The organism is Paenibacillus sp. FSL H8-0548 (assembly GCF_038630985.1).
Taxonomy (GTDB): Bacteria; Bacillota; Bacilli; order Paenibacillales; family Paenibacillaceae; genus Pristimantibacillus.
In genome coordinates this window covers 2,154,278-2,177,458 of the sequence record NZ_CP152049.1, presented here as the reverse complement: position 1 = coordinate 2,177,458, position 23,181 = coordinate 2,154,278, and the positions used below count along the sequence as shown (strand labels likewise).

The 23,181-nt window shown below is 46.6% G+C and carries 20 protein-coding genes; 4 read left to right on the top strand and 16 right to left on the bottom strand.

Annotated elements, in window-relative coordinates:
* Positions 1-80: 80 nt before the first annotated feature.
* Entirely contained in the window at positions 81-1,421 is a 1,341-nt protein-coding gene (locus MHI37_RS09205) for a hemolysin family protein (protein ID WP_076337439.1), read from the bottom strand.
* A 369-nt stretch (positions 1,422-1,790) separates the two neighbouring features.
* Between MHI37_RS09205 and MHI37_RS09200 the strand changes: the two genes are divergently transcribed.
* The 3 genes from MHI37_RS09200 to MHI37_RS09190 all read left to right on the top strand — a co-directional run bounded on the left by MHI37_RS09200 (position 1,791) and on the right by MHI37_RS09190 (position 4,813).
* On the top strand, positions 1,791-2,366 hold the full coding sequence (locus MHI37_RS09200; RefSeq protein WP_076337403.1) for a copper resistance CopC family protein: 576 nt from the start codon (positions 1,791-1,793) through the stop codon (positions 2,364-2,366).
* Complete coding sequence (locus MHI37_RS09195; protein WP_076337402.1) at positions 2,366-3,451, top strand: CopD family protein; 1,086 nt, start codon at positions 2,366-2,368, stop codon at positions 3,449-3,451. Before MHI37_RS09200 ends, MHI37_RS09195 begins: the two co-directional genes overlap by 1 nt.
* Positions 3,452-4,057: 606 nt before the next feature.
* Positions 4,058-4,813 carry a class I SAM-dependent methyltransferase gene (locus MHI37_RS09190; RefSeq protein WP_076337438.1) on the top strand — a complete coding sequence of 252 codons (756 nt, stop codon included), beginning with the start codon at positions 4,058-4,060 and terminating at the stop codon, positions 4,811-4,813.
* A gap of 131 nt (positions 4,814-4,944) precedes the next feature.
* Here the strand turns inward: MHI37_RS09190 and MHI37_RS09185 are convergent, their stop codons facing one another.
* From MHI37_RS09185 to MHI37_RS09120, 14 genes are all read right to left on the bottom strand, one after another.
* Positions 4,945-6,252 (bottom strand): replication-associated recombination protein A, encoded by a 1,308-nt coding sequence (locus MHI37_RS09185; protein ID WP_076337437.1) that lies wholly within the window; start codon positions 6,250-6,252, stop codon positions 4,945-4,947.
* Between the two features lie 426 nt (positions 6,253-6,678).
* Positions 6,679-7,434, bottom strand: a complete 756-nt coding sequence (locus tag MHI37_RS09180) for a tRNA threonylcarbamoyladenosine dehydratase (RefSeq protein WP_076337400.1) — start codon at positions 7,432-7,434, stop codon at positions 6,679-6,681.
* A 29-nt stretch (positions 7,435-7,463) separates the two neighbouring features.
* Positions 7,464-9,281 carry an aspartate--tRNA ligase gene (gene aspS / locus MHI37_RS09175; protein WP_076337399.1) on the bottom strand — a complete coding sequence of 606 codons (1,818 nt, stop codon included), beginning with the start codon at positions 9,279-9,281 and terminating at the stop codon, positions 7,464-7,466.
* A 45-nt stretch (positions 9,282-9,326) separates the two neighbouring features.
* Positions 9,327-10,574 carry a histidine--tRNA ligase gene (hisS, locus tag MHI37_RS09170; protein WP_076337398.1) on the bottom strand — a complete coding sequence of 416 codons (1,248 nt, stop codon included), beginning with the start codon at positions 10,572-10,574 and terminating at the stop codon, positions 9,327-9,329.
* A gap of 159 nt (positions 10,575-10,733) precedes the next feature.
* The gene (locus tag MHI37_RS09165; RefSeq protein WP_179090232.1) at positions 10,734-10,892 is read right to left on the bottom strand and encodes a hypothetical protein; all 159 of its coding nucleotides are present in this window, start codon (positions 10,890-10,892) and stop codon (positions 10,734-10,736) included.
* Between the two features lie 336 nt (positions 10,893-11,228).
* Positions 11,229-11,396, bottom strand: a complete 168-nt coding sequence (locus MHI37_RS09160) for a hypothetical protein (protein ID WP_179090231.1) — start codon at positions 11,394-11,396, stop codon at positions 11,229-11,231.
* Between the two features lie 92 nt (positions 11,397-11,488).
* On the bottom strand, positions 11,489-11,932 hold the full coding sequence (dtd, locus tag MHI37_RS09155) for a D-aminoacyl-tRNA deacylase (RefSeq protein WP_076337436.1): 444 nt from the start codon (positions 11,930-11,932) through the stop codon (positions 11,489-11,491).
* A 62-nt stretch (positions 11,933-11,994) separates the two neighbouring features.
* Positions 11,995-14,172, bottom strand: coding sequence for a bifunctional (p)ppGpp synthetase/guanosine-3',5'-bis(diphosphate) 3'-pyrophosphohydrolase (locus MHI37_RS09150; protein ID WP_076337397.1), 2,178 nt, complete (start codon positions 14,170-14,172; stop codon positions 11,995-11,997).
* A 198-nt stretch (positions 14,173-14,370) separates the two neighbouring features.
* Positions 14,371-14,901, bottom strand: a complete 531-nt coding sequence (locus MHI37_RS09145) for an adenine phosphoribosyltransferase (protein ID WP_076337396.1) — start codon at positions 14,899-14,901, stop codon at positions 14,371-14,373.
* A gap of 33 nt (positions 14,902-14,934) precedes the next feature.
* A complete protein-coding gene (gene recJ / locus MHI37_RS09140; protein WP_076337395.1) occupies positions 14,935-16,962 on the bottom strand; it encodes a single-stranded-DNA-specific exonuclease RecJ in 2,028 nt (675 codons plus the stop codon).
* 32 nt (positions 16,963-16,994) lie between these two features.
* Positions 16,995-17,912, bottom strand: a complete 918-nt coding sequence (locus tag MHI37_RS09135; RefSeq protein WP_076337394.1) for a cation diffusion facilitator family transporter — start codon at positions 17,910-17,912, stop codon at positions 16,995-16,997.
* A gap of 92 nt (positions 17,913-18,004) precedes the next feature.
* The gene (gene secF, locus MHI37_RS09130) at positions 18,005-18,919 is read right to left on the bottom strand and encodes a protein translocase subunit SecF (protein WP_076337393.1); all 915 of its coding nucleotides are present in this window, start codon (positions 18,917-18,919) and stop codon (positions 18,005-18,007) included.
* Complete coding sequence (gene secD / locus MHI37_RS09125; RefSeq protein WP_076337392.1) at positions 18,909-20,141, bottom strand: protein translocase subunit SecD; 1,233 nt, start codon at positions 20,139-20,141, stop codon at positions 18,909-18,911. The genes secF and secD overlap by 11 nt, the downstream gene beginning before the upstream one ends.
* Before the next feature lie 124 nt (positions 20,142-20,265).
* Positions 20,266-20,505, bottom strand: a complete 240-nt coding sequence (locus tag MHI37_RS09120) for a post-transcriptional regulator (RefSeq protein ID WP_076337391.1) — start codon at positions 20,503-20,505, stop codon at positions 20,266-20,268.
* Positions 20,506-20,723: 218 nt separating this feature from the next.
* On the opposite strand from MHI37_RS09120, the gene spoVB reads away from it, so the two are divergent.
* On the top strand, positions 20,724-22,286 hold the full coding sequence (gene spoVB / locus MHI37_RS09115) for a stage V sporulation protein B (RefSeq protein ID WP_076337390.1): 1,563 nt from the start codon (positions 20,724-20,726) through the stop codon (positions 22,284-22,286).
* A 108-nt stretch (positions 22,287-22,394) separates the two neighbouring features.
* On the opposite strand, the gene MHI37_RS09110 is transcribed toward spoVB, so the two are convergent.
* Positions 22,395-23,153: a DUF421 domain-containing protein gene (locus MHI37_RS09110; protein ID WP_083676308.1), complete on the bottom strand. Its 759-nt coding sequence runs from the start codon at positions 23,151-23,153 to the stop codon at positions 22,395-22,397.
* Positions 23,154-23,181 lie beyond the last annotated feature (28 nt).

Sequence of the window (23,181 nt, the reverse complement as noted above, 5' to 3'; positions counted from 1 at the left end):
CAAGCTGCAAAATAAGGCTGTCACCTCTGCGCATCCAAACGCTGCAGGTGACAGCCTTGTTTATTTACCTCCGTATAGGCTTAGCCCCATTGCTGCTTCTCAGGCCCTTCGAGACTGCGGCCTAGCATGCGGATGTTGACCCGCGAAATTCGCAAATGATCCGTCTCTTCAATCATAAATTCACAGCGGCCCTCATACTGGACACTTTGGCTTTTGACAGGAGGAATTTCAAGCTTGGAATACATCCATCCCCCAATCGTATCGTAATCGTCCGTCTCGATATCGAGACCGAAGAAGCTGTTCACCTCTTCAATAAGCATCAAGCCGCTAACGGAATACGTGCTGTCCTCCAGTTTTTCCAGCTGCTCCCGCTCCTCGTCAAACTCATCTTGAATTTCGCCGACGATTTCCTCCATAATGTCCTCTAGCGTGACAAGGCCCGAGGTTCCTCCGTACTCATCAATTAAAATAGCAATTTGTGATTTCCGCTTTTGCATCAGCTTCAGCAGTGTACTAATTTGCATCGATTCCGGAACAGTCGTGATCGGCCTCGTAATTTGCCTAATATCACGCAGGCTCTGCGTCGTATCCTTCAGCAAATCCTTAATATGAACGAAGCCGATAATATTATCCTTGTCGTTCTCGCATACAGGATAACGGGTAAGCATCTGCTCCAGAGCAAGCTGCTTGTTATCCTCCAGTGTATGGCTGGTGTTCAGACAGATCATTTCTGTACGAGGAATCATAATTTCACGAGCATTCGTTTCTGTAAATTCAAAAATATTATCGACGAGCGTAAGCTCCGTATTGTCTATAAAACCATTTTTGTGGCTCTGCTTCATTAAGATTCGAATTTCATCCTCGGTATGTGCGGAATCCTTCTCCGTCACTGGTTCAATTCCCATTTTTTGAAGAAGCAGATTTGCCATAGCATTCAACAGCCAAATAACGGGATACATGAGCTTATAGAAATAAGCAAGAGGCAGCGCTGTTAATAGCGTTATCGTTTCTGCTTTACGAATAGCTACCGTTTTCGGTGCCAGCTCACCCAATACCATATGAACAATGGCCATGATCGAAAACGCAGCTGCGAACGAGACCGTATGAATTAACCACTCATGCTGAACGCCGATATAACCAAATAACGGTTCAATCAACCTCGCAACAGCCGGCGCTCCCACCACGCCGAGACCTAGCGAGGCTAATGTAATGCCCAGCTTGCAGGCGGATAAATACGTATCCAAATGATTGGTCATATGCGAAGCCAGCTTTGCCTGCAAATAGCCCTCAGAAACTAGAGCATCCATTCGGCTTCCTCTAGCCTTAACCATCGCGAATTCGGCTGCAACAAAAAATCCATTCATAAAAACAAAAAAGAAAATAAGAATTAAGGATAAGCTATTCGGTAAGGGGTCATTCAACGCTTCCCTGCCCTTCGCCAATTAAGCATGCCTAATGCGATGGCAGGCGCACCTCCTTTGGGAACAAAGATACGGCGATCTTTGTGTAGTGTAATACCTCTTCTGGATGCTAAGCCGCCGCGTCAAATAATAAAATGTTACTCCATATGTAGTTATATGTATTCATCATAGGCTAGCCTTTATACACGGACAGCAGGCATTTTCCTCCATTTTCATAAGGCATATGCTATTCTTTTCGAATATGCCTCTGAAAGTTCATAAAGACGCAACGATTGGTCCTGCAATTGCAAGCTAACGCTTATTCGAATCTGTTATAATGCAATCAGTATACTAAGAAAATCAGTCACTATTATTTGTAGGAGGTTCAAAATGAAAAAAATATTGTTTATTTGTCTAGCCATGCTTTGGCTCGTTCCAGGAGTTGCCATGGCGCATTCCACACTAGAAGAGGCTGCACCTGCACAGGATAGTACGGTTGCTGTATCGCCTGAGCAGATAGAGCTGACCTTTAATACTAAGATTGAGAAGCTTAGTAATTTTAAATTGTTGAATGCTGCCGGCGAGGACATGGATAAGAATAAAATCGAGGTCGATGGAATGACGATGAGCAGCGCTCTTCCAACCGTTTTGCCTAACGGTATTTACACTGTAAAATGGACCATTATTGGTGCTGACGGCCATTCTGTTGAAGGCAGTTATGCTTTTACAGTTGACGCTCCTGAGGTAATTGCAGATCCGACTGCTGAACCAGAAGCAGCAACTGAAGCTCCATCGGATGCTGAGGATGTTGACCTGGCAACCCCTGCCCCGGCAGTTGACGAACAAGCTGACAATAACGATAAAGCTGCCACGAATACCGATGATCCTAATTACACACCTGCAATTGTCATTGGTACGATTATTGTCATTGCCGCGTTTATTATGATGCTTCGGAGACGTAAATAATGATTTATATAAGCGAAGGTCTATTATATATTTGCTTCGCGATTTTGACGGGTGCTTTGCTGCTGAAGCTCATTCCAGAGAATAAGAAACCAAACATTGTGGTGCCGAATGGTTTGCTTCTCGCCTGTACAATAGCCATTCCAATTTTGTCCTTTGTACCGATTCACAACCTTGCTCTTTTATTTGCCAAAGATTTTGATATGAGCTATGGCTCTATCATGAAGAGCATCTTGCTTGATATCAATACCGGCAAGGCTTGGATTTGGACAGCCATTGGTTCTGCGGGGCTTGCTTTTCTACTAGGCCTCAAAGCGTTCCAGAATGACAAGCACATGCCTAAGGTCGCTTTATTCGTCACTTTCCTGCTTATTGTCTGGCTTGGCTATGCAGGGCATGCTTCATCGCTTTATGGATTCAGAGGGCTTGTAACGCACGCTGCTCATTTTTTAACTTTCAGTGTATGGATCGGCATTTTGTTCGTAACGAGCTGGTTTGCCAAAGACAATGCTCACTGGCATTCCTTTCTGCGCTGGTTCTCGCCTGTTGCTATCGCTTGCGTGCTGATTACGCTTCTAGCAGGCTTTATACTGATGACGTTCACTACGCCTGAGTATATCAACTCATGGATGCTGCCATACGGGCAAATGCTTCTGATCAAGCATCTGCTAATTTTGCCGCTGCTCCTATTCGCATATACGAACGGCTTCGGCTATAAGAAAATGGCAGAACGAAATCCTTCGTTCAATCCAAGGCGTTGGCTAAGAGCGGAAAGCGTGATCGCATTGCTCGTACTCGCAGCAACAGGGGCGCTTGGTCAACAAGCACCGCCGCATACCGTGAAAGAAACGCTGCAAACCGTGTCTCCCTCACCTCTATTTACAGCAATCTATAAGGGCAGCTTCAGCCCTGATATCGCTTTGAAATTCACGCTGCATTTGGAGAGCATCCTTATGTTTGGCGCTGCAGCGCTGATGGCTGGAGGAGTCGTATGGATGTATCGCTCTAACAAGCTAATTCCAGCCTTCGCCATGGGCATACTAACGACTGTATTCATGTATTACGGACTTATGTTTTCGATCGCTTAACTCTCTCCCGGGCAGCCCCTATCCTGCATATTTGCAGGACAGGGGCTGTTTTCTCGTGCAGACCCGTGTCTATGTTGTACATACGTACGATAGAGCGCCTACGAGGAGCATGCAGCATTGAAACCTAGCTATTCTAATGCAGATATGCAGGATAGAGTCCCTCGCAAGGCAATTCACTACGCAGTTACTGCAAATGTGCAACATAGCAACATAGCAGCAGGCAGCAGCTCGGCCGAGACAGGTAACACCCTTATTCCCATCTGAAGCTAAAAAATCCCCAAAAAGAAGCAAATTAAATGATAGCCTACACTGCACTTAGTACAATAGAAACCTCACATAGGAGCTGTTTCAGACGGCTACAATGTACTATTGCAGTAGAATGAGCTCCAAACCAACGACTATCGCTCCATAATAGGCAATCTATTGCACAAACTACAGTGTACGTATCGAGTTAGGCTAGTAATGTCGATTACGTTGTACAAACTGCAGTATAGCGCGAGAACTTCATTTTTTTAAGTTCAACAATATAGTAATATAAATCATTAAGGAGCCTTCTTTATTAGTTGGCTAAGTTAGACTATTTTCATGGTGAGAGCGAGGTATGTAATGAACAGTAAAGAAAGGTTTTCAAACCGAGTCGATTCGTATACGAAGTACCGTCCCAGTTATCCGAAAGAGGCAATTGATTATTTGTACACGATCGTCGGATTGCACATGAATTGCGAAGTAGCGGACATCGGAGCAGGAACAGGCATTTTTTCAGAGCTGCTATTGGATCGAGGAAGTCGTGTAATTGCGATTGAACCGAATCAGAAGATGCGAGAAGCCGCTGAAAAGAAGCTTGGAGGAGATCAGAATTTCCGTGCTTTGCCGAGCTCTGCTGAGATGACCGGACTCCCTGATCAATCTGTAGATTTTATCGTTTGTGCTCAAGCTTTTCACTGGTTTGATCACTCCTTGGCGCAAGCTGAGTTCAGACGAATTCTGAAGCCCGGAGGAAAGGCAGCACTGATTTGGAATTCGAGACCGAGTCATGGCAGCCCCTTTTTAGAAGAGTATGACCAGCTGCTTCAAATCTTCGGCACCGACTACAATAAAGTTAATCACAGAAACGTATCACCGGAAGTACTAGTCTCCTTCTTCAAAGTTGGCGAAATGCAAGAAGCAGTTTTCACAAATCAACAAGTGTTCGATTTCGAAGGTCTGAGCGGTCGATTGCTTTCTTCTTCCTATAGTCCAGTACTTGGCGATCCCAATTACGAGCCCATGATGAAAGAACTTCGGAATGTGTTTGAGCGAAATAATCAGAACAATAAGGTGTTATTCCAATATGAGACTCAAGTATTTTGGGGCGAGGTTTAGCCTACTGATTCCTGAAGCACAATTCCAATTCCATAATAGAACCATCTCATAGCTCGACCATTCTCGATATCATCTAACCTTTCAATCGTACAGCTATCCCGCATATTTGCAGGATAGTTGTACGTTGGTTATTAGCTGCGACTGCGCTTCTGTTGATTTTGCTTGATCTTATCTTCCATCCCTTGCTCTGTTGCCTTGTAAAAGGTCATGTTTCCTAACGTATTCGGCAAATATTGCTGCTTCACATAATGGTTAGGAAAGTTATGCGGATATTGATACCCCTCATGTCCAAGCTGCTGCGCACCCTTGTAGTGGGTATCCCGCAAATGAAGCGGCACCTCGGCACCTCCTGCCCGTTCCATGGCCGCCTCGGCGTTGCCAATCGCAATTGCCGTAGCATTGGACTTAGGACTCTCTACCGCAAAAAGTATCGCCTGCGAAATATTGTATTTCGCTTCCGGCCAGCCGATCTTATGATAGGCATCCATAGCGGTTACCGCTTGGATCATCGCCTGTGGGTTGGCAAGTCCAATATCCTCGCTGCATGCAACAATGAGTCTACGAATAAAGGTCATCGGGTCCATGCCCAGCTTCTCCACCGCGTACAAAAACCAGAACAGCGCGGCATCGCTCGACCCTCGCACACTCTTATGAAATGCCGACAGCACATCATATTGTGTAGACATGTCCGCGCGTATAGACGGCTTCCGTATGGACTCCTGAGCCACCTCAAGCGTTAGCCTTACAGATCCATCCATTTCTGAAGGGGTCGTTACAGCAGCCAGCTCCAGCGCATTGAGCGCCCTGCGTATATCCCCTCCTGCCATCGCAGCTATATGCAGCAGAGCATCCTCGTCTGCCTGCAAATCCATAAAACCAAGTCCGCGTTCGCGGTCAACCAGCGCCCGCTTCATCGCCTCATAGGCATGCTCCTCGCCCAGCGCCTCCAGCTGAAACAGCGTCGATCTGGACAGAAGCGCTCCATTGACATGATGAAACGGATTTTCCGTCGTTGCACCTATGAAAATAATAATCCCTTGCTCCACTGCTGGCAGCAAAGCATCCTGCCTAGCGGTATTAAAGCGATGCACCTCATCCAAAAAAAGAATCGTCTTCTTGCCATACATCGCTTTGCTCGTGCGAGCCTGGTCAATCACCTCACGTACATCCTTTACTGACGCGTCCACTGCGTTAAGCTTGATGAACTCGCCAGCGGTACGCATAGAGATAATATGGGCGAGCGTCGTTTTCCCGCAGCCAGGCGGACCATACAGCAATATCGATGACACCTGATCTCCTTCAATGGCTCTGCGCAGCAGCTTCCCTGCTCCAACTATATGCTCTTGCCCGATATATTCATCTAAAGTCTGCGGCCGCATGCGATCTGCCAGCAGCCTTGCACGCGGCAATTCTTCCTCTTGATAGGAAAATAAGTCCATTTCGTTCCCCAACTCTCTGCCTTCTGTTCCTTTGATCATAGCATATAAGCACATTTGTTCGCTATATAAGTGAAACTAGATATTATGGTTTGTTCGCTGCGCGAGAAGAACATTCTTACGATCGCTGTTGCAGCCAGATTCTTTGATTTCCTAAGACATTTAAAGTTAAGAATAAGACTGCAAAGGCGAACACTTCGTTTCTCCAGAACGATCTTCTCGCTTCGCTTAATCTTCATTTTTTTCAAGTTCAAGTTAAATGGAACAAGATGAAACTGATACTCTCCTATATTTGCACAAAATAGCCGTTTCGCAGAAAATGGCGAAATCCACCTTTTTCTCGAAACGGCTATCTCTTTATCGTTTATTTATCAAGCACAAATGCCGTCATATCCGGCGCCTAGCGCAGCTTCTTGATGAGCGCTTTATTCATAGCTCAATTCCGCCGGCATCAAGCAGATCCTTCACAACGACGCTGACCATAATTAGTCCAGCAACCGGTGGAACGAATGCGTTGCTAGCCGGAGGCTGCTTCGCTTTGCGAATTTCTGGCGCATTCTCGGGAACGATTTTTTTCGTAACATCCTCACGCGGCTTCATTGGCAATTCTGTTGAGAATACGACCTTTACACCGCGCTTGATCCCATCCTTGCGCAGCTTCGTCCGGATGACACGCGCCAAAGGATCGGTATGCGTCTTCGAAATATCAACGACCTGAAATTTCGTAGGGTCCATCTTGTTTGCTGCGCCCATACTTGAAATAATCGGTATTTTACGCTCTAAGCATTGTTTGATCAAATGAATCTTATACGAAATCGTATCAGACGCATCTACAACATAATCAAGCGGATATTCGAAAAACTGCTCGTACGTTTCCTCTGTATAGAACATGCGCAGGGCCACGACATCACACTCGGGATTAATCAGCTTAATCCGATCGCGCATAAGCTCTGCCTTTGGCTGACCGACAGTGGTCGTGAGTGCATGGACCTGACGGTTAACGTTTGTAATATCTACAACGTCCTTGTCTACAAGAATGATGCGTCCAATGCCAGTGCGCGCAAGCGCCTCAGCTGCAATACCGCCAACGCCTCCAATGCCGAGCACGGCAACCGTGCTCCCCTTCATTAGCGCTAACCCCTCTGGCCCAATAGCCAGTTCTGTACGTGAAAATTGGTGAAGCATCAGGCTGCCGCCTCCTTAACATGGATCACTTATTTTTCGCTTGCTTCTGCATTTGGAGCTGCTGCTGCCGCTACCGGCTGCTTAGGCTTAATTACTGTACGGATATGCAATTGCTCAAGCTGCGAAAGCTCAACCTCGGACGGTGCATCGCAGAGCAGGTCTGTCGCGCTAGCCGTTTTCGGGAATGCAATCGTCTCACGAAGGTTCGTACGTCCAGTCAATAGCATCACCAAACGGTCGAAGCCGAACGCAATACCGCCATGCGGAGGAGTTCCGTATTCGAAAGCATCAAGCAGGAAGCCGAATTTTTCTTGTGCTTCTTCCATGCTGAAGCCAAGCGCCTTGAACATTTGCTCTTGTACTTCACGTTGGTAAATACGCATCGAGCCGCCGCCTACTTCATAGCCGTTCAGAACAAGGTCATAAGCCTGTGCGCGAATTTGTCCTGGATCTGTATCGAAGAAGTGCAGATCGTCCTCGTTCGGACGCGTGAACGGATGATGTTCTGCAACATAACGTTTTGCATCCTCGTCCCAGCCAAGAAGCGGGAAATCGACCACCCATGCAAATTTAAACTTCGATGTATCAATCAGACCAAGATCCTTGCCCAGCTTGGAGCGAAGGTTGCCTAGTACATCAGCAACGACTTTTTTCTTGTCCGCTGAGAATGTAAGCAAATCTCCGTCTTCAACCTGAAGACGCTCTGTTAGCGCCGCAATCTCTTCCGGCTTCAGGAATTTAACGATTGGTCCGCGCCATTCGCCTTCTTTCACTGTAATCCATGCAAGGCCTTTACCGCCGTAGCGAGCCGCGAATGGCTGCAGGTCGTCAAGCTCCTTGCGGCTCCAGCTTGCACAGCCCTTAGCGTTCAGCGCTTTAACAACGCCGCCGCCAGCAGCTACACTTGCAAATACTTTTACATCGCTGCTTGATACGATATCTGTAATATCTTCAATTTCAAGGCCAAAACGCAGATCTGGCTTATCGGAGCCGTATTTGTTCATCGCATCCGCATAAGTAATCCGTTGGAAAGGAAGCTCAAGCTCCGCGCCAACTGTTTCTTTTAGAAGCTTAGCCGTAAGCTCTTCCATCATGGCAAGCAATTGATCCTGCGATAGGAAGGAAGTCTCGATGTCGACTTGCGTGAATTCCGGTTGACGGTCTGCACGGAGATCCTCATCACGGAAGCAGCGAGCGATTTGATAGTAACGCTCAATACCGCCTACCATAAGAAGCTGTTTGAAAATTTGCGGCGATTGCGGCAATGCGAAAAACTCGCCTTCATGAACGCGGCTCGGCACCAAATAATCGCGCGCGCCTTCTGGCGTGCTTTTTGTCAAAATTGGTGTTTCTACATCAATGAAGCCCTCTCCGTCTAGGAAATCACGGAAAATCTTAGCTGCTTTGGAGCGAAGGAACAGCGTTTTTTGCATTTCTGGACGACGCAGGTCCAAATAGCGATATTTCAAACGAAGCGACTCATCTACCTCTACGCCATCTTCAATAGGAAATGGAGGTGTTTTTGCAGCGTTCAATACTTCGATTTTAGTTACACGCACTTCAATTTCTCCTGTAGCTAGGTTGGCGTTATACGTTTCTGCATCGCGCTCAACAACTGTACCTTGAATGGCTAGAACGAATTCATTTCGAGCGCGGTCAGCGATCGCAAGCGCATCTCCTGAGAAATCCGGGTTGAATACGGTTTGAACAATGCCTGAACGGTCGCGCAAATCAATAAATAGTACGCCGCCAAGATCGCGACGACGCTGTACCCAGCCGTTTAGAATAACTGTTTGACCAACGTCCGCTTTCGTTAAGCGGCCGCAATGATGTGTTTTTAACAACATAGTTTCCATGCTCCTCAATTTGTTGGATTTAAATATAGGTTTAAATTAACCGCTGATTTCATCGGCTAGCTTATCAAGCGCTACTACGCGCTGCTCGCCTTTGGTCATATCCTTAAGTGATATTTCTCCGCGTTCCAGCTCATCGTCACCGAGAATGGCTGTGTAACGCGCCTGAAGCCGGTCTGCGGACTTCATCTGTGCCTTCATCTTACGGCCTAGATAATCTCGCTCTGCACGTATACCGCGCTGTCTAAGCTGGTAAACGAGCTTCGTCACCTCACGTTCAGCAGCTTCGCCTAGCGCAACCACATAAACGTCAATCTGATTAAACACCGGAAGCTCTGTTTCTTGATGCTGAAGCAGCAGAATCGTTCTTTCTAGACCTAGACCTAGACCGACACCCGGCTGATCCGGCCCCCCGATTTCTGATACTAGACCGTTATAGCGACCGCCGCCGCCGACCGTGTCAATGGTACCGATGCCCTCTGCCTTATACTCAAAGGCGGTATGCGTGTAATAATCAAGTCCGCGAACGAGTCGATGATTGATTTCGTAAGGAATGCCCATATCAGTCAAATACATTTTCACTTTATCAAAATGATTTTGACATTCCTCGTCCAAGCTGTCCAAAATCGAAGGCGCATCGGTAAAATGCTGCTGATCGACCTTGCAATCAAGCACGCGAAGCGGATTGCGATCCATTCGCGATTGGCAATCCTTGCAAAGCAGCTCGCGCTTCGGCTCAAGAAAAGCTAACAAGCGCTCACGGAATACAGCGCGTACAGCAGGCGTTCCTACGGAATTGATTTCTACACGGACACCCTTAAGGCCAACCTCTGTGTAGAACGTATAACCAAGCGCGATGACCTCTGCGTCTATAGCGGGATCAACCGAGCCAAGCGCCTCAACGCCGAATTGATGCAATTGCCTGTAACGGCCTGCCTGCGGACGCTCATAACGGAACATCGGTCCAATATAATACAGCTTGGTAACGTCCGGCTCCCCATAAAGCTTGTTTTCCACATACGATCTTACGACGCCTGCGGTGCCTTCCGGACGCAGCGTCAAGCTGCGATTGCCCCGATCGGTGAAGGTATACATTTCTTTCTCAACGATGTCTGTCGTCTCACCCACGCCGCGCTGGAACAGCTCGGTGGATTCGAAGATCGGCGTACGAATTTCACGGAAGTTGTAGCGCTGACAAATATCACGCGCCTTCTGTTCTACGTACTGCCATCTCTCTACCGCGCCAGGCAAAATATCCTGCGTGCCCGGCATTTTCTGAAATGCCATTGAATAGCCCTCCTGCCTCCGTCATTACACGGTTAATATTCGAAAAACGCAAAAAACTCCCGTTCCTAACAGCTTGCGCCGTAAGGGACGAGAGGAATCTCCCGTGGTACCACCCACATTTCGAGCCTGCATTCCATGCATCAGCTCGCTCAAAGACGGTTAACGTCCGTCATCCGCAATCCAGCTACTGCTCTCCAGCTGCAAGCTGAGTGCCTGCTGCCATCGATGGTTCACCGTTTGTTCTCCGGGAGGTCTCTTCATTCTGCCGTTATAAGGACGCTTGCAGCCAAGTGACGTCCCTCTCTGGATATAGCGCATAGAATTACTTTATCCCATCATCGAATCCATATAAAAACCTAACATACTAATAATTTATTTTACCTCTGGCCATGAGTAAAGTCAAGATCGATCTGGACTTGCTGTCGATCCCACTCCATATGGACAGAAAAAAACCTACAAAACGTGTTTGTAGGTCCAAAAGTAAAATATATTTTTAAAAAGGGGGTCGAGGTTTATTATAGGATAATGATGTTAAAACAAAGTTAGAAATTGATTACAGTAATATTACAATTTCGAAAGCGTTTTACAAAAGGCGTGTCGCTCAATAGAAAACCGCCCGAGCAAGCAGCACGGACGGTTCTCTATCGATACCTATTAGTGACCCAAATAATCTCGGCGCGGCGGCTGTGGATAACCCATCCATTCTTCAGCCGCCTCCATATCTTCCTCTAGCTCAGCGAATACTTTAGCTTCTCTGCGATCAGGATGCAGCAGCCTTCGGGATGATCGTTCCATTCCCTGCTCCTTGCGTGATTGATGCATTCGTGGTTTCCCCCAATACAACACTTGGCTCGCTAGCAGATTGTAATGCTCCTGCCAGAGCTTAATGTATATTGTTTCCCACGAAACCCATCTTAAGCGCCGCTCTCCAAAATTATCGTAACAGGTCCTGAGTTAACTAGCTCAACGTCCATCATCGCGCCAAAACGCCCTGTTTCTACAGCGAGTCCGAGCGAGCGAAGCGTTTCATTGAATTGATGATACAGCTGCTCTGCTTGCTCAGGCTTGGCCGCATTCATAAAGTTTGGTCGCCGGCCCTTGCGGCAATCGCCATATAACGTAAACTGCGATACCGAGAGCAGCTGTCCACCTATATCCGTAACGGAATGATTCATTTTTCCCGATTCATCCTCAAATATCCTTAAATTAGCTACCTTATCCGCCATCCATTTAATATCTGCTTCCGAATCCTCATGTGTAATCCCAACAAGCAGTACAAGCCCAAACTCAATTGCCCCCACGACATCACCGTCAATGACAACCTTTGCCTGCTTGCTGCGCTGAACAACAACCTTCACAGCCTCTTTACCTCCGATATTCATTTCGCCAAAATTCTTATATGCCAATAAAAACGAAGCGACTATTGCATAATACGCTGAACAGAATAAACTTCCTGCACGCGTTTTATTTTTTCGACGACTGCATTCAGATGCTCGATGTTGCGAATGAGCACGGTAATATGAATGAGCGCCATATTTTTAACTGTCCGACCCGTAACGGCGGAAATATTCGTTTTGCTCTCGGATACCGCCTGAAGCACCTCGTTGAGAAGCCCTCTGCGGTCACTGCCTGTAATTTCGACATCAACGCTGTAATTCGACTCAATCGATTCTTCCCACTCAACTTCAATAACGCGATCGCCCTCTTCGCCTTGATCGCCAAATGGTATGTTCTGACAATCCATCCGGTGTACAGAGACGCCGCGTCCGCGAGTAATGTAGCCAATGATCGTATCGCCCGGCACTGGATTGCAGCAGCGTGCGAATCTGACCAGCAAATTATCGATGCCCCGTACAGTAACGCCTTGATTCGGTCTCGACTTCCGATTGGCATACGATTTGATTTCCTTAATCTCGCTAGTCAGCTCAAGCTGATTGGCAAGCTCAGCTTCCTTACGCATCTTCTCAGTCAGCTTGGTACATATTTGTGCTGCTGTAATGCCGCCAAAGCCGATGGCAGACATCATATCCTCAACGTCGTTAAAAGCAAACTTCGACGCAGCCTCCAGCAGCTTATCCTCCTGCATCCATGCCGACGGCTCAAGGCCGAGCCGCTTCAGCTCCCGCTCAAGCTGATCCTTGCCCTTCGCGACGTTCTCCTCGCGGCGTTCCTTCTTAAACCATTGCCGAATTTTGCTCCGCGCATGTGAGGATTGTGCAATCTTCACCCAATCCTGACTCGGACCATACGAATGCTTCGACGTTAAGATCTCTACAATATCGCCGGTTTTCAGCTTGTGATCAAGCGGTACGATCCGTCCGTTCAGCTTAGCGCCAATCGTACGGTTACCAACCTCCGTATGAATTCGATAAGCAAAATCAAGCGGAACGGAGCCGGCAGGCAGCTCAATAACCTCACCGCTAGGTGTAAATACAAACACAAGATCGGAGAAGAAGTCCATTTTGAGTGATTCCATGAACTCGGATGCATCTCGCGCCTCATTTTGCAGCTCCAAAATCTCGCGGAACCATGACATCTTATCCTCAAAGTTGCCGCCTGGTACGAGTGAGCCTTCTTTGTATGCCCAATGCGCAGCAATACCGTATTCCGAGGTGCGGTGCATCTCCCAAGTCCGAATCTGAACCTCAGTAGGCTCTCCATTTGGTCCAATAACCGTCGTATGCAGCGATTGATACATGTTCGCCTTCGGCATAGCGATATAATCCTTGAAGCGGCCAGGCATCGGTTTCCACAACGTATGAATGATGCCAAGCGTCGCGTAGCAATCCTTAATATTATCAACGATAATCCGAATCGCAAACAGATCATAAATCTCGGAGAACTGCTTATTCCGGTCCGTCATTTTCTTGTATATGCTGTATAAATGCTTCGGACGTCCGGAAATATCACCCTCGATCCCCATCTCTTCGAGCTTCTCCGTTATGCGGGAGATGACATCGTGAATAAATTGCTCCCGCTCAGCACGCTTCTTCTTCATGAGATTGGCAATGCGATAATATTGCTGCGGATTCATATACCGAAGGGCAATATCCTCCATCTCCCACTTAATAGCGGAAATACCAAGGCGATGAGCAATCGGGCAAAAAATTTCAAGCGTCTCGTAAGCAATGCGTCTCTGTGCTTCTTCTGATTGAAACTTAAGCGTGCGCATATTATGCAAGCGGTCAGCCAGCTTAATTAAGATGACTCGAATGTCCTGAGCCATCGCGACAAACATTTTACGATAATTTTCGTTCTGCTGTTCTTCCTTTGAACGAAATTGAATTTTTTCGAGCTTTGTAAGACCGTCTACCAGCATCGCACAGGTTTCGCCAAATTTTGCACGAACCATCTGCAAATCGACCGTAGTATCCTCAACGACATCATGCAGCAACGCTGCAATAATCGACAGCACGTCCATTTGCATATCAACAAGTATATCAGCAACCGCTACGGGGTGTAGTATATAAGGCTCTCCCGATTTTCTCACTTGTCCGTGATGGGCTTTCTCCGCAAAGACATAGGCTTCCTGGATGCGTATAAGGTCCTGCTCTTTCATATAGGCGGATGCCTTCTCGAGTAAATGCTCAATGCCCATGAAACGTCCCTTTCTGTTTACACTCCTGGTAGATCCCATTCATGCGTTTTCCGAGTTTTTTATAATATTATGCCTGTAATAGCAGTACCGCGTCAACTACTTGGAGTCCTTGAACAATAAAATAAAACCGCCACCCCTCTTCGCAAGAAGCGAATGATGGGCTAGCGGTCCAATTTATTTTTGGTTTAACTTTTTTTGTTACTCGTAGGTCATGATTGAAACTACGTCGATTCCATCTAGCTTCTCGCGACCCTGCAGGTAAGCAAGCTCAATAAGAAAAGCTGCGCCGACAACATTTCCGCCAAGCTGGCGTATCAAATTGATAGAGGTTGCAATCGTGCCGCCAGTTGCAAGCAAATCGTCAGCAATCAGTACACGCTGGCCTGGCGATATTGCATCTTTATGCATAGCCAGCTGATCATTTCCGTATTCCAGATCATAGCTTGCAGTTATCGTCTCCCCTGGAAGCTTGCCGCTCTTGCGAATTGGAGCAAATCCGACGCCTAGTGCAAGCGCAAGTGGAGCGCCAACAACGAAGCCGCGCGCCTCTGGTCCTGCAATGACATCGATTTCCATATGCTGCACTGCTGCGCGCATCTCTTCGATTACAGCGCGGTACGCTCCTCCATCTTTAAGCAGCGTAGTAATGTCCTTGAAACGGATACCTGGCTGCGGGAAATCATGAATGACCCGGATGTAATCTTTGAAGTTATATTGTGTATTAGACACGTACAGTCAACCCTTTCCATCTCAACAAATTAATTATGCATTCAAGCTGAATACCGAAATCTGTAGTGCTTCAAACTGCTGCTTTGCTTCGATATAGCGCGTCGATGCTGTCAAATCACGTTTCTGCGGGGAAGAAGCCGCAATCATCATGCCGTTGCTGCGTTCAATGAACGCAAGCTCCTCAAATATGTCAAGCATCAGATCAACCGTTTCTAAGGATAAACCAGTTTGCTGCGATAATCGAGAGCCTAATCCTTCCAACGGAGCTTGGCTAAGCTTTTTGATCAGCTGATATACCTTGCCAAAGTGTTCTCTTTCTGGAAACTCCGCAGCCGCAGGGTCAAAATGCACATCATGAAGCTGCAGCTGCGGCTTTCTCTGGCCATTCCATTCATTAATTGATAATTCACCAATAATATCAATTTTGCTGCCTGGCTTTAGCTGCTCTGCCATCGCGCCCATGCTGAAGCCTATGCCATCAAGCAGCGGGCGAGCGCTTCCTAGCGAAATCTTCAAATGCTTTGATTCCTTCCCGATGCTGCGACGATCGGCAAGCTCGGTTCTCCGGAATAACAATCTAGGCGATGGATTGCCCATTCCAAACGGCTCCAGCTGTGACAGCTCGTTAATCGTATCGATGGTCGCTTCGTTAACCGTGCAAACAAGATCGACCGATGTTTTAGGTATCCAGTCGTCAGCAGTGAGCCACTCCGCTGCCAGCTCGCCGAGTCTCTGCTCGAACTCTGGCAGACGATCGCGGTGCAGACTCATGCCTGCCGCAGCCTGATGGCCTCCGTAGTGATCGAGGAGCGCATCGCAAGCCGTAAGCGCTGCGTGAAGATCAAAGCCCTCTATCGAGCGCGCAGAGCCTTTACACATCCCGCTCTGCTCGTCTATGCCCAAAATTATAACAGGCTTATAATTACGTTCAAGCAGCTTGGAAGCCACAATGCCAATGACGCCTACATTCCAGCCCTCACCTGCAAGCACAATAACTGGCGGTGCCAGCCTGCCTGCGAGTGCAGCTTCCTCGCATTTGTCCTGCCATTGCTGTTCGGCTTCTTTCACAATACTCTCGACTACACGCTGTCGTTCCTTGTTAAGACTATCCAGCCCGATTGCTGCTAATATAGCATTGTCATAATCCTCAGTCGTCAGCAGCTCAACCGCACGCTTCGCATGTTCGAGTCTACCAGCCGCATTAACACGCGGAGCCATGCCAAAAGCAACGTTAGTTGCCGTAAGATTATCCAGCTCAATGCCGCCAGCCTCCGCCAATGCTCGAAATCCGATGCTCGTATGCTTGCGCAATCGTTCAAGGCCGTATTGAACCAAAATTCGGTTCTCATCCTTAAGGGGCATCAAATCTGCAATCGTCCCCAAGCTCACGATATCAGCCCATTCCAGCGGTGGACGATCCAACAGAGCGTGTGCCAGCTTAAAAGCAACACCTACACCAGCAAGTCCTTTAAATGGATAGCCGCACCCCTCTTGCTTCGGATTTACGACTGCACAAGCAGCTGGAATTTGCTCAGGCGGCTCATGGTGATCCGTTACGACCACATCAATGCCAAGCTCCTTCGCATATGCAATCTCCTGCACAGCGCTAATGCCGGTATCAACCGTAACGATTAAGCCAATTCCTTCTTCAGCAGCAAGCTCAATCGCCTTCTTATTCAAGCCATAGCCTTCTAAAGCACGATGAGGAATGTAGTAGTCAAAACTGTAATTCAAGGAACGGAATAAATGTACCAAAAGGGCAGTACTCGATACGCCATCTGCATCATAATCGCCATATATTCTTATTTTTTCATGATTTGAAGCAGCTAGGCGTATGCGATCAACCGCAGCTTTCATCCCTAGCAAGAGATAAGGATCATGAAAGTGCTCCTGTCCGCCCCGCAAAAAACGTTCTGCTGCCTCTACCTCTCCATAACCCCGCTGTACAAGCAATTTTGCTACAAGCGGAGACAATTTCAAATGCGCTGCAAGCTGCTTAGATTGCTGTTCATCCGTTAACGACCACGGTGCTACAGCCCATCTTGTCTTCCTATGAATCATGTTGCACTCTCCTCTCCTGCTGTTTGCAGAGCTTATTGCAGCAGTGTCGGCATCTGCTCCTGATTCGGATCATGATTGGACTTGTACGGATAACCAGGATCATAAGGCTCAACAAAAATTGATACATCCGTTACATGTATACAACGCTTCAATAGAAGCTGCTTTACCCGCTTCGCAATCTCCTGACCCTCAAGAACAGAAATACGCGGATTAACGCTAATTACGATTTCTGCGAGGACATAATGTCCATGCTCTTTAGTACGCAGTGATTGTACAGTAATAACGCCTTCAACTCGCTGAACAAGCTGCATCAGCTCATCGGGATTTTCTTTAGCAGCATTATCCTTGCTCTCTTTCTCATTATCCACTCTAGCCATGCGATAGCCTTGATAAACAACGATGAGTGCAATGACCATGGCTGCTGCTGGGTCAAAATAATAGAGCTCTGGAATAGACAGCATGCCTCCGATAATGGCTCCGCTTGCTCCAATTAGGGCAGCTATCGAGCAATATAAACCAAACAACTGCTCCTTGGCAGGAAAAAACAGCTGCTGAACGATCAAAGAAAGAGCAATAACTGCAGCAGCGCTCCAATGAGGTGCACTTAGCACGCCACTCGTTATTTCTCGAATAGCGGATAGTCCGATTTCTAGTCCAATGATGAGGAGAACAACAGACAACATAATTCTTCTCGCCGCCCTGCCTCTCGTACTCTCGGCATCCGCTGCTGTAATTGATTTTGTCTTGTTGCGCTGGTAGCCTGCCTTCAAGCCTGAGAGAGCAGCGATCCCGGCTGCTGCCTCAGCAGCCGTTCGAAATGCATCTGCAAGCAGCGCTTTACTTCCTGACAACCAACCTACTACGCCTTTGAATAGTGCCAGCAGCATGTTTCCCCATAAGCCGACCCAAATGGCAGACTCTGCTTTTGCATATCGCTGTGTGGTTGACATGTTAACCTCCTAAAAGGTTTTGCGAATGCAAAACCTACTTCGTAAGCATGTGCTTAGGTTTTGCGAATGCAAAACCTACTTCATAAACCTATCTAAGCCGTAGTTTTAACAACAGCTTTTGGCTTCTGTCTTCCTTTAAGAAGCAGCCAAAGCGGGCTAGCGATACAAATCGAGGAGTATGCTCCGCTTGTTAGACCGATAATTTTCGCAAGCGCGAACAGCTTGATCGATTCGCTTCCGAAAATGAACAAGCAGATCGCAACGATCAGCACAGCTAATACCGTATAGATATTCCGAGCCATCGTTTGCCAAATACTCGCATTGACCATATCCGCTAGCTGATCACGGTTTTTGAATTGACCGAAACGTAGATTTTCGCGAATCCGGTCAAAAATAACGATTTTATCGTTGATTGAATAACCGATGGTCGTCAATATTGCTGCGATAAACGGGAGGTCTACTTCCAAACGGAAAATAGAGAATAACGCTACAACAACAAACGCATCATACAAAATCGCAATATTCGCCGCGAGCGCAAAGCGCCATTCAAAACGAATCATCACATAAAACATAATGGCAACACTCGCAATTAGAACTGCCCAAATGGTTTTTATGCCAAGCTCCTGCGCCATATCTGGAGAAACTACATTCACCTCGGAAGATACCTGATCTCCAAATTTAGCTTTAAAGCCTTCTTGAATTTCAACGATTTTAGACTGTTCAAGCACCTCGTCAAAACGGGCAGAAACCCGCTCGTTATCAACGCCGCCTACCGTAGGTGTAATGCCTTCAATTCCAGCCTGCACAATAATCTCTTTCGCATCCTGCTGTGTAACGGCCTTGCCAACTAATATATCCATGTTCGTACCTGCTTTAAAATCAACACCGAAATTAAGGCTGAAGATAAGCAAGGACAATATTCCTATTATCGTTAACGAGATTGAGAACAGAAAGAACTTGTTCCGGTTAGCAATAAAATCATAACGAATTTTTGTATTAAAGTTCACGGATTTCTGCCTCCTTCACGCCATAGTAGCTTGGTTTTGTGAATAGATTACTTTTGATCAAGAGCATAATTAAAAATCTAGATAAGAAAATGTTTGTAAGCATACTGACCAAAATACTGAAAATCATCGTAAGCGCAAAGCCGCGGATAGCGCCATTTCCGATATAGTACAATACCGCACTCGCAATAATATTTGTAATATTCGCATCCATAATCGTACGGAAAGAGTTTTTCGAGCCTGACTTCAGAGAGGACAGCAAGCTCTTGCCGCTGCGAATCTCCTCTTTAATCCGCTCATACATAATGATATTGGCATCGACTGCCATCCCGATCCCGAGTACAAACGCCGCGATACCTGGAAGCGTGAGAGTCGCATTCATTAAATTAAATACAAGGATGAGAAGCCAAGTGTACGTAATTACGGTAATACCAGCTACAACGCCTGGAATTCGGAACAACGCAACGAGACCTATTAAAATAATAACCGTTCCAATGATGCCCGCCTCAACTGTTTCCTGCAAAGATGCAAGACCCAGCTTGGCTCCAACGCTTTGAGTATACTTCTCTGTAAGCTTGAGCGGCAAAGCGCCTAGATTGATCATATCTGCCAGCTCTTTCGCTTCATCTACCGTGTAATTACCTGAAATTTGCGCAGATCCTCCGGTAATCGGAAAGTTAACCGACGGTTTGGAAAGCTCTTTATCATCAAGATAAATCGCCAAATATTGGCCCGTTAGACGCGTCGTAATTTCCTCAAACTTAGCAGCATTTTTAAGTTCAATTGTAACAAAAGGCTTGCTTAAATTATCATAGCCGATCCCTGCACCGTTAGGCTTAAAATCACCGCCATCAAGCTCGATGGTGCCATCGGGGCCGCGGAAGGTCAAATTAATCGGTTTAGCGAGAATTTCTCTTACTTCATGCTCATCAGCTACTCCTGCTAATCTCAAACGAATTCTATTCGAGCCCTCCGTAGTAATTTCAGGTTCCACAATACCGAGCTCATCAATCCGTTTCTCCAAGCTTCTTGCTGTTTCCTTCAGTGATTGCGGTGTAACCGCCTCTCCGCCTTCCAGCGGGGACGCTTCGTACAAAACCTCAAATCCGCCTTTTAAATCCAGGCCTAGCCTTACGTCTTTTACTAGCGATGGGCTTGTCCAAGCGATTACGCCAAACATAATGACTACGATCGCAAGGAAGGCAATTATTCTCTTCCCGAACATACGTCTAAATCCCCCTTATGATCTCAATATTCCTATTATACAGACGTGATAAAATCGAGTCAAAAAAAAACAGTTCTAATCCAAATTAGTTTCTTTGAAAATACGAAAAAAAGAACCCTTCTAATTAGAATTGGGTTCCTTTATATGCGCTTATGGTCATGAAATTCATAAACTTCATAACCTTAAGAGACAAAATATCGTTTACTAATTCATGCAGCTCAGGCTGCCCTGTTTTTTTGTATTTCTCACTCACGCATTCCCATACCTCTTCGCCTGACACATGCTCATAGCCAATGAGCTGAAATTCCTCGGCCTTGCTGTTGCATAGCTCCTCGATCACTTTAACTAGCTCTTCGTCTGCCATGCTGCGCCTCCTACTACCTTATTCCTACGCCTATCTCAACTATTCGCTATGCGAACCTCATATTCCTTCCTATTCTAAATGCTATCCAGAAAATGACTGACATGTAATCGGACATGCTGCGCATAAACATGATAGTATCAGCCTGTCTTATTGCTTCGTCTTATAGCCTTGGCAGGATGGTAATCGCTATTCTACGAAAGAGAAGAGGGTATTTTATTATGACGAAGCAAACCTTTATAAAAGGAGCAATGATCCTGCTTGCCGCCGGTATCATTAACAGGCTGCTTGGCTTCGCACCGCGAATTGCGCTTCCACGCATTATTGGTGCAGAGGGTGTCGGCATTTATCAGCTCAGCTATCCGTTTTTGACTGTTATGCTAACGATCATTACAGGCGGCATTCCGCTTGCGGTTGCCAAGTGGATTGCCGAGGCCGAATCACAGGGGGATAGTGCTCGCGTAAAGTACATTTTCCGAACAGCTATGGGGCTTGTCACTGTTCTTGGCATCGTTATGACCGCAGTCATGCTGCTTGGAGCAAAATGGATAACCACGCATATTTTACCCGATGCTCGTGTTTATCAAACCTTCATTGTCATGACGCCGATGCTTGTTATTATTGGTATTTCATCCGTTTATCGCGGATATTTCCAAGGAAAACAAAATATGATTCCAACAGCAGTCTCCCAAATTGTAGAAACTGTGCTGCGTATTATAGCATCGCTTTCGTTTGCTTATCTCTTGCTTCCTTATGGATTGGAATGGGCTGCTGCGGGAGCTATGCTCGGCGCGGTCATTGGAGAGATTGGCGGGTTAGCTGTACTTCTGTGGAAATATTACAAAGACAAGCGGTCAGATAAAAATCATCCCTCCATCGAGAAAGCTCCATCTGCCTCCAATCATGTTCCTGTACTGCGGAGATTGCTTAGCTTATCTATACCTGTAACCGGCAGTCGAATGGTTGGCTCCTTCTCGTACTTATTAGAATCGATTCTTACTGCTCGCAGCTTGGCAGCAGCCGGTATCGCTACCGGTATTGCAACCGCGCAATATGGCGCATTGCAGGGCATGATTATACCGCTTCTGCTTTTGCCAACCGCACTAACCTATTCCCTTGCCGTGTCGTTAGTTCCCTCTTTGTCAGAAGCAGCTGCTCGCGGTGATCATGCCTTAATTCACAAACGGCTGCATCAATCCTTGAGACTCGCTCTTGTCTCCGGTGCTCCCTTTGTTGTAGTGATGTCACTCTTCGCTGAGCCCATTTGCCGGATACTATATGCACACGCCGACATTGCGCCCATGCTGAAGCTTATTGCTCCTGTCGGTATTTTCATCTATTTGCAGGCACCACTTCAAGCTGCGCTGCAAGCGCTAAATAAGCCTGGTACTGCGTTAATTAATACGTTAATCGGTGCGATCGTCAAGCTGTTTCTAATTGTACAGCTCGCATCCAATCCGGATTTTGGCATCTATGGCGCTTTAATTGCAATCAACGTAAATATTGTGCTCGTTACAATTCTGCATGGAATCAGCGTGCTTCGTTTTATTGGCTTTCATATGAAGCTCGCGGATTTCATAAAAGTCGGGGCAGCGATGGTCATTATGGGAGCATCAGCACAATTTACGATGAACCAGCAGCTAATTTCTGCAGAATGGCTTAATCTAATCATTGCTTCCGCAGCAAGCACACTCGTTTATTTGATGCTGATGGTTGTGATGAAGATCATTGACCGCCATGATATTCAGCGTATTCCGTTTCTAGGTGGTTGGTTTAAGACATAGAAGGTTCTCCCGAACGTTCTTCTTACTTCGCTATAACTTCATTTTCTAAGTTCAGCTTATATAGAATAATAAAACCACGGTAAAGAAAGGAGAACCAGCTCCCTTTCTTTATCGTGGTTTTTTGGAAAATATATCAACAAACAGCTTTCCTTTATGGTCAATCGTGCAAAAGAAAACGTCCTTGAAATCGGTGACTCCTTTTTCCTGAAGCACATTTTTAAGCCAAAATCTCGTCTTCTCCAGCTTCGCTAAATTTTCATCCTGCACCTTCCCATCCATAATCAACGGAACAGGCAAAATTTCAAATCGGTATTTTGGAGGAATAACTTTGGTTTGATTGTACGTTTTCAAATTTTTATGGTTCTTTGATTCTTCACTGTCTTGTCCTTTATCCAGTATGTCGTCAGCGGTAACAGAGCCTTCTTTCGGTATGACAGAAAGCTTTCCGCTTGTCTCAAGAATGGCAAACTCAACATCGGACACAGCACTTATTTTATTTTCCCTTAATTGGAGCATTAAATCATCCAGATTGTAGCGCTGCTTGCGCATAACGTCGCTATTCAGCTTTCCTTTGTCAATGATTACGCTGGGTTTGCCATCAAACAACAGTCTCAGTCTTCTGCTTTTCATCGTCATAAAAGCGCTGCCCACCTGAATAAGCAGTAAAATGATCATTGGCAAAATTCCACTCCACATCGATCGTTCCATATCCTCAATGACAATGACCGCAATTTCAGCGATCATAACCGATATCACGAGATCAAACACAGATAACTTTCCGATTTCTCGTTTCCCCATAAAGCGCATGATCAGAAACACGACAAAATAAATAACCACTGTCCGGATCAACAGGCTCCAAAATTCCAAAGGAAACCGCCTCCTCGACTTTATCATA

What these genes read in the sequence shown, in the direction of transcription:
- MHI37_RS09200 (WP_076337403.1), top strand. Translation starts at nt 1,791, where the DNA reads ATGAAAAAAATATTGTTTATTTGTCTAGCCATGCTTTGGCTCGTTCCA.
- MHI37_RS09195 (WP_076337402.1), top strand. Translation starts at nt 2,366, where the DNA reads ATGATTTATATAAGCGAAGGTCTATTATATATTTGCTTCGCGATTTTG.
- MHI37_RS09190 (WP_076337438.1), top strand. Translation starts at nt 4,058, where the DNA reads ATGAACAGTAAAGAAAGGTTTTCAAACCGAGTCGATTCGTATACGAAG.
- MHI37_RS09185 (WP_076337437.1), bottom strand. Translation starts at nt 6,252, where the DNA reads ATGGACTTATTTTCCTATCAAGAGGAAGAATTGCCGCGTGCAAGGCTG.
- MHI37_RS09180 (WP_076337400.1), bottom strand. Translation starts at nt 7,434, where the DNA reads ATGCTTCACCAATTTTCACGTACAGAACTGGCTATTGGGCCAGAGGGG.
- aspS (WP_076337399.1), bottom strand. Translation starts at nt 9,281, where the DNA reads ATGTTGTTAAAAACACATCATTGCGGCCGCTTAACGAAAGCGGACGTT.
- hisS (WP_076337398.1), bottom strand. Translation starts at nt 10,574, where the DNA reads ATGGCATTTCAGAAAATGCCGGGCACGCAGGATATTTTGCCTGGCGCG.
- MHI37_RS09165 (WP_179090232.1), bottom strand. Translation starts at nt 10,892, where the DNA reads ATGCGCTATATCCAGAGAGGGACGTCACTTGGCTGCAAGCGTCCTTAT.
- MHI37_RS09160 (WP_179090231.1), bottom strand. Translation starts at nt 11,396, where the DNA reads ATGCATCAATCACGCAAGGAGCAGGGAATGGAACGATCATCCCGAAGG.
- MHI37_RS09150 (WP_076337397.1), bottom strand. Translation starts at nt 14,172, where the DNA reads ATGGGCATTGAGCATTTACTCGAGAAGGCATCCGCCTATATGAAAGAG.
- recJ (WP_076337395.1), bottom strand. Translation starts at nt 16,962, where the DNA reads ATGATTCATAGGAAGACAAGATGGGCTGTAGCACCGTGGTCGTTAACG.
- MHI37_RS09135 (WP_076337394.1), bottom strand. Translation starts at nt 17,912, where the DNA reads ATGTCAACCACACAGCGATATGCAAAAGCAGAGTCTGCCATTTGGGTC.
- secD (WP_076337392.1), bottom strand. Translation starts at nt 20,141, where the DNA reads ATGTTCGGGAAGAGAATAATTGCCTTCCTTGCGATCGTAGTCATTATG.
- MHI37_RS09120 (WP_076337391.1), bottom strand. Translation starts at nt 20,505, where the DNA reads ATGGCAGACGAAGAGCTAGTTAAAGTGATCGAGGAGCTATGCAACAGC.
- spoVB (WP_076337390.1), top strand. Translation starts at nt 20,724, where the DNA reads ATGACGAAGCAAACCTTTATAAAAGGAGCAATGATCCTGCTTGCCGCC.